The sequence below is a fragment of the Streptosporangium carneum genome, assembly GCF_027922005.1.
GTDB lineage: Bacteria > Actinomycetota > Actinomycetes > Streptosporangiales > Streptosporangiaceae > Streptosporangium > Streptosporangium carneum.
The window spans coordinates 22398-29172 of record NZ_BSEV01000010.1 but is presented as its reverse complement, the minus strand read 5'-3'; the positions used below and the strand labels follow the sequence as shown (position 1 = coordinate 29172).

General features: G+C 69.7%; 5 protein-coding genes. 1 reads left to right on the top strand and 4 read right to left on the bottom strand.

What is annotated here, in order from left to right; translation table 11 throughout:
• Positions 1-611: 611 nt before the first annotated feature.
• The gene (locus tag PKF00_RS21970; protein ID WP_271219477.1) at positions 612-1421 is read right to left on the bottom strand and encodes an S-methyl-5'-thioadenosine phosphorylase; all 810 of its coding nucleotides are present in this window, start codon (positions 1419-1421) and stop codon (positions 612-614) included.
• A 504-nt stretch (positions 1422-1925) separates the two neighbouring features.
• On the opposite strand from PKF00_RS21970, the gene PKF00_RS21965 reads away from it, so the two are divergent.
• Entirely contained in the window at positions 1926-3923 is a 1998-nt protein-coding gene (locus tag PKF00_RS21965; RefSeq protein ID WP_271219476.1) for an MFS transporter, read from the top strand.
• A gap of 285 nt (positions 3924-4208) precedes the next feature.
• On the opposite strand, the gene PKF00_RS21960 is transcribed toward PKF00_RS21965, so the two are convergent.
• From PKF00_RS21960 to PKF00_RS21950, 3 genes are all read right to left on the bottom strand, one after another.
• Positions 4209-4517: an FmdB family zinc ribbon protein gene (locus tag PKF00_RS21960; protein WP_271219475.1), complete on the bottom strand. Its 309-nt coding sequence runs from the start codon at positions 4515-4517 to the stop codon at positions 4209-4211.
• Positions 4518-4636: 119 nt separating this feature from the next.
• A complete protein-coding gene (locus tag PKF00_RS21955) occupies positions 4637-6142 on the bottom strand; it encodes a potassium/proton antiporter (RefSeq protein ID WP_271219474.1) in 1506 nt (501 codons plus the stop codon).
• Between the two features lie 51 nt (positions 6143-6193).
• Complete coding sequence (locus tag PKF00_RS21950) at positions 6194-6775, bottom strand: 5-formyltetrahydrofolate cyclo-ligase (protein ID WP_271219473.1); 582 nt, start codon at positions 6773-6775, stop codon at positions 6194-6196.

The window sequence follows — 6775 nt, the reverse complement described above, 5'->3', positions numbered from 1 at the left end:
GGCGTCAGGCGGCTCAGGCGTCGGGTGGAGCTGTGCTCGCGAAAGCTGGGGGCCGATCGCGGCCAGTTGGTCAGACCTGGGCATGAGGCCTGGGTGGTGCTGTGACTGAGAAACGTTCACCGGGGTGCGCGTTGTTTGAAGGCGCAGGGCATGCCTGCATCAGCACTCGCCGTGTCGGCACTCAAAACGCCACGAACCTCGGTGAAGGCATGTGGTCACCCCGCCTGGGGGCTGGGGCGAAGGTCAGGGTCCGGGCGTTGGGGACTTCCTGTGGGAAGGACGTTTCCAGTAGTGGTGAGCCCCCGGGAGGAGTGAAACGAGCTCCGGGAGGAGTGGTGAGCCTTCGGGAGGAGTGGTCTGAGAGGGCGTGGGGCTGAGTCGAGAGTGCCTGGAGGAGCTGGGGCCCTGGAGGAATGTCTGAAGAGCTGGGTCCTGGAGGAGAGGTGTGGGACAGGGCTGGAGCGAGCTTGCCTGTCCCGAATCTCGGTGGGGCGGACAAGCGTGGAAGGCGTGGTGAGCCGGGGAGTGAAGATGAACTGAGACGAAGGCTGCGACGCCGGCCTGTATGGCAGGAGGAACAGGAGGAAGGGGTGCGGGGCAGGGGAGGAGGATCAGCCGGGGAGCTCGAAGGGGAGGCGGAGGCCGTTCAGGACATCGGGGCATGAACAGGTGCGTTTTTCGGGCAGGGCGTTGACCACGTCGGCGACCAGGGAACGCATGCGGGCGATGTTGGTGGCGAAGAAGGCGAGAACCTCCTCGTGGGTGACGCCCTCGCCTGCTTCGACTCCCGCGTCGTGATCGGTGACGAGGGACAGCGTGGTGTAGCACAGAGCCAGCTCGCGGGCGAGGACCGACTCCGGGAAGCCGGTCATGCCGACGATCGTCCAGCCGTTGGCGGTGAACCAGCGGGACTCGGCGCGGGTGGAGAAGCGCGGGCCCTCGATGACGACCAGGGTGCCGTCTTCGGCCAGGTCCCATCCGGCGGATCTGGCGGTGTCGACGGCTGCCGCGCGCCCTGCGGGGCAGTAGGGGTCGGCGAAGGAGACGTGAACGACGCCGCCGGTGTCGTAGTAGGTCTGTGTGCGACCTGAGGTGCGGTCGACGAGCTGGTCGGGGACGACCAGGGTGCCGGGGCCGAGCTCGGGGCGCAGGGAGCCCACCGCGCTGGGGGCGAGAACCTGACGGACGCCCAGGGAACGCAGGGCCCACAGGTTGGCGCGGTAGGGGATGAGATGGGGAGGGAAACGGTGGTCGCGGCCGTGCCGGGGCAGGAAGGCCACCGAGCGTGATCCGATCCGGCCGACGGTGATGACGTCGCTGGGCGGGCCGTAAGGGGTGGTGACCTCGACCTCTGTCGCGTCGTCGAGCAGAGAGTAGAAGCCCGAGCCGCCGATGACTCCGATGTCCGCGTTGGTGACCATGGCGCCGAGGTTAGCGCCATCGATGAGTCGTTGAGGAGCCCTGAGCGGGTCCTGTGGATATCGGTAGGGCTTCGGGGGCGCCCTGTGGATAACCGCTCTTCAGTGTGGTGATTTGATTACTCTGGGTATGTTTCGCGTTACGCCGATCGGGGGCGAGTTACGTCGATCGGGGGCGATGTGAGCGTTGAGCTTGGCCGGCCGGGCGAAACCGATCCACGCGATGAGCCTGGGGTGTTCTGGAGTCGACGCGGACGGTCAGAGAGCTCGATCACGTGGGGCGGTGTTGCGGTTGGGGGACTCAGGGGGCGTGCGCCGCATTGGGGTGTTCGAGCTGTGCGCCGTGCCAGGTGCTCGAGAGGCGTAAGGGGTGGGGGCCGGTGTTGTCGAGGTTGGCGGTGATCACGCGTGCGGCGGAGGGGGCGTCGTGTGAGCGTGGTGTCGCTGTCCGCGGCGCCGGTGTCGTCGGTGATCGTTTTGGGGCGGTCTGATGGGTGAGAGAGCTTGGTGGCGGGGCGGGTGAGGGCGCCGGGGGAGTCGAAGGGGGTCGGGCTTGTCATCGGGGCGCTCATGCTGGGCATGTTGCTCGCGGCGCTCGACCAGACGATCGTCTCCACGGCGCTGCCGACGATCGTCGGGGATCTGGGCGGCCTTGGGGAGCTGTCCTGGGTCGTCACCGCGTACATCCTGGCCTCGACGGTCTCGACGCCGCTGTGGGGCAAGCTCGGCGACCAGTACGGCAGGAAGAGGCTGTTCCAGGGGGCGATCGTCATCTTCCTGGTCGGCTCCGCCCTGTGCGGCCTGTCGCGGAACATGGGCGAGCTGATCGGCTTCCGTGCCCTGCAGGGGCTCGGCGGGGGCGGCCTCATGGTGCTGGCCCAGGCGATCGTCGGGGACGTCGTGCCCGCCCGTGAACGCGGGAGATACCAGGGGTTCTTCGGCGCGGTGTTCGCCGTTTCCAGCGTCGCCGGGCCGTTGCTCGGCGGCCTGTTCGTCGACCACCTGTCCTGGCACTGGGTCTTCTACGTCAACCTGCCGGTCGGGATCCTCGCGCTGCTCGTGATCTCCGCGGCGCTGCCGCAGGACGCGGCGCGGACGCGGCACGCCGTCGACCTTCCCGGCATCGTCCTCCTCGGCGCCGCGGCTGCGTGCCTGGTGCTGACGACCACCTGGGGCGGCGCTGTCTATCCCTGGAGCCATCCGGTCGTCATCGGGCTGGTGATCGCCGCGGCGGCCCTCCTGGCGCTGTGGTGGCGGGTGGAGCGGCGAGCGGCCGAACCGGTGCTCCCACTTCGCCTGTTCGGGTTGAGGGCCTTCAACGTGGCGTCGCTGATCGGCTTCGCCGTGGGGTTCGCGATGTTCGGCTCGCTCACCTACATGCCGTTGTTCCTCCAGGTCGTCCAGGGCGTCTCGCCCACCCTGTCCGGCATCCACCTGCTTCCGATGATGGCGGGCATGCTCGTGACCTCGATCGTCAGCGGGCAGATCATCACGCGCACCGGGAGATACCGGGTCTTCCCGATCGCGGGCGGCGCGATCGCGACGCTCGGGCTCTACCTGCTCTCCCAGCTCCACGAGGACATCTCGACCTTCGAACTGAGCGCGTACCTGCTCGTGCTGGGCGTCGGCATCGGCCTGGTGATGCAGGTGCTGGTGATCGTGGTGCAGAACGCGGTCGGCTTCGAGGACCTGGGAGTGGCCACCTCGGGCGCCATCTTCTTCCGCTCCATCGGAGGGGCCTTCGGCGTCGCCGTCGCGGGGACCGTCTTCACCTCACAGCTCACCGAGGACCTGGTACGGCTGTCGCGGACGGTCCGGATCCCGCCCGGCCTGGAGGCGGCGGTCCAGTCGGACCCGACGGTCGTCAGGGAGTTGCCGCCCGAGGCCGCCGCCGCGTTCCTCACGGCCTACTCGGACGCGATCGCCCAGGTGTTCCTCTACGGTACGCCGGTGGCCCTGGTGGCGTTCGCCGCCGCCTGGCTGCTGCCGGAGGTGCCGCTCCGCGAGACGACCAAGCCCGCCGACCTGGGCGAGTGCTACGGCGCCGTGTCCGCCGAGCGCTCCTCGCTCCGCGAGGTCGAACGCGGGCTGTGGCGGCTGGCCGACGCGGACATGCGCAGGGACTACTACCGTCGTCTGGGCGACATGACCCGTCTCGACCTGCCGCCGGGCTCCATGTGGCTGCTCGCACGCCTGGCCGTCAGGGGCGGTCAGACGGGCAGGGAACTCGCCGAGCGCGCGGGGGTGACGGCCGACCAGGGCAGGCCGTACGCGGACCTGCTCGTCACGCGGGGCCTGGTCCGCCGTACGGACGGCGGAGCGCGCCTCGAGCTCACTCCGGCCGGTGAGCAGGTGGCCGGGCTGCTGGTCGGCGAGGCACGCGAGGGACTGCGGCGGATGCTCGACGACTGGGACCCGGACAGCCACCCCGGGCTCCGTGAACTGCTGGACAGGCTTCCCCACGAGATGCTCGGCTCGGTCTCCGACCGCCCTCGTGGCCGCTGACCGGGTCTCCGGACAGCCGCCGTCCCCGAAGGGCCGGTAGTCCCCGAAGGGACTCATCCCCGTACGGACGCGAGATGCCCGTACGGGCGCGAGAGCGCGGCCGACGTCTCCGAAACGGCAGTCGCTCCCGAGTGGCTGTCGTCCCCGAGAGGGCGGGTCTCCGTCGTGCCGGTGGCCGCCCGTGTTCCGACGGTCGCGATCGTCCGTTCCCCGTGTTCGTTCCGCCCCGCCCCCGACGGCTCGACGCGTGAGGCCGGTGGGCCGGTCTCGGAGGGCGGGGGTCGGTCAGGAGGCCGCGGGGGCCGGGCTGCTGGCGGCGGCTGGCTTCGACTCCGCCGGCTTGGACTCGGCGGGCTTCGAGTCACCGGACGAACCCGACGCCGAGGACGCGCCGGAGCTCACCGTGCTGGACGAGGAGGACCGGCTGTCGGTCCGGTAGAAGCCTGAGCCCTTGAACACGATGCCGACCGCGGAGAACACCTTGCGCAGTTCGCCGGCGCAGGTCGGGCACTCGGTGAGCGCGTCGTCGGAGAACTTCTGGACGATGTCGAACTCGTTGCCGCAGGCACTACAGGCGTACTGGTAGGTGGGCACGCGCTCCTCCTCTTCGGTCCGCGCCGATTGGCACTCTACTGACGCGACTGCTAATGATAGGCAGCCGACAAGCATAAACGCGAGTCGGATCTGTCGCATTCCGTCCGCGAATCGACCGGTTACCTTCCCCGCTCCCCGAACCAGCCCGCGAGCTTACCGCGACGGCTGATCGCCTTCATCCGCTGTTCGACGGATTCCCTGCACGTCGCGGTCGTCACGATCAGGAGTTGGTCGTCGATCCTGATCCTCGTCGAGTCCGTGGGCACGAACGTCCTGCCGTCCCTGACGATCAGCGTGACCTGGGCGTCCGAGGGCAGCCTCAGCTCGAAGATCTCGACACCGTGGAGCTTGGAGGTCGGCGGCACCCTGATCTGCAGAAGGTCGGCGTTGAGTTCCTCCAGCGGCGCGGACTCGACCTCCAGGTCGCGGGCCTCGTCAGGGGTGGAGAGGCCGAGAACCTTGGCGACGAAGGGCAGCGTCGGACCCTGGATCAGGGTGTAGACGACGACGATGACGAAGACCTCGTTGAAGACCAGCTTGGCGACGCCGTTGTGCACCGAGTTGGCGGCCCAGGGGATGGTGGCCAGCACGATGGGCACCGCGCCGCGCAGGCCCGCCCACGACAGGAAGGCCTGCTCCCGCCAGTTCAGCCGGTCGACCTGTGCCAGCCGTACGAACAGGGCGCTGAGCACGATGGACAGCGGCCGGGCGACCGCGACCAGGATCAGCCCGGTCACCAGGCCCGGGATGATCGCCGCGGGCATCTCGGACGGGCTGGCCAGCATGCCGAGCATGACGAACAGGCCGATCTGGGCCAGCCAGGCCACTCCCTCGGCGAATCCGCGCGAGGAGGCGCGGTGGGGCATCCGGGAGTTGCCCATCACGAGGGAGGCCAGGTAGACCGCGAGGAAGCCGCTGCCGTGCAGGAGCACCGCGCCCGCGTAGGCGACGAACGCCAGCGCGAGCACCGCGATCGGGTACAGACCCGACACCGGCAGGGCGATGCGGCGCAGCGCGTACACCCCGACGGGGCCGACCGCCAGGCCGACGGCGGCGCCGACGACCAGCTCGAAGACGACCAGGAGCAGCGCGCTCCCCAGGCTGGGCGAGGCTGCGGCGCTCAGCAGCATCACCGCGATGACGGTCGGCGCGTCGTTGAAGCCGGACTCGGCCTCCAGGACGCCCGCGAGCCGTGAGGGCAGGGGCAGGCGGCGCAGGACGGAGAAGACCGCCGCCGCGTCCGTGGACGCGAGGATCGCGCCCAGCAGCAGTGCGGTCCGCCAGTCCATGCCGAGCAACGTGTGCACCGCGATCGCGACGGTCGCGATGCTCACCGCGACCCCGAGGGTCGCGAGCACGAGCGCGGTGGGTATGGACCGCCGCACGTGGTGCCAGTTGGTGGTCAGACCGCCCTCGGCCAGGATGATCGCCAGGGCGATCAGGCCCATCTGCTGGGCGAGCACCGGGTTCTCGAACTGGAGTCCGAGGCCGGACTCGCCGACGAGCAGGCCGAAGCCCAGGAAGATCAGGAGGCTGGGCAGGCCGCTTCGATGAGCGATCCGCACCGCGACGATCGCCGCGATGACGATCCCCGCTCCGAGAAGCAGCCAGACGTCCAATCCCATCTGGCCCCCTCTCTCACTTCAGGGACCATTGTGTCGCATTAGACCGACTCGTCAGGCACGCCCCGCTGTCACCTTGGTGATTCCGCTCGGTTGCGCCACGTAGCGGACCGGTTGGTCGTGCGGCTCCGCGGGGACCCCTTCGATCAGCTCTCCCTCGTGCAGCAACGCGACCGTCGGCACGTTCGGACCGACCCTCGCCAGCGCCCTGTCGTAGGAGCCGCCGCCGCGGCCGAGCCGTACGCCGGTGGACCGGTCGACCGCGAGCGCGGGCACGATCACGAGCGCGGCGGTCCTGACGGTGTCGATGCCCCGCCGGGTGTCCACCGGTTCCATGATCCCGAAGCGCCCTGGGGCGAGGGTGTCGGGGCCGTCGTACACCGCCCAGTCGAGATCGTCGTCCTCGCGCAGCACCGGCAGGATCACCGTCGCGCCGTGCTTCCACAGCGCGAAGACGAGCCCGTGGGTGGCGGGTTCGGCGCCGATCGACCAGTAGCACGCCACGAGCCCCGCCATCTGGACCCACGGCTGCTCCAGCAGCGACTCCCTCGTCCTGACGGAGGCCGCGTGCCGCTCGTCCTCAGGAACCGCGGCGCGCGCGGCCTCGATCGCCGACCGCAGCCTCGGCTTGTCCAC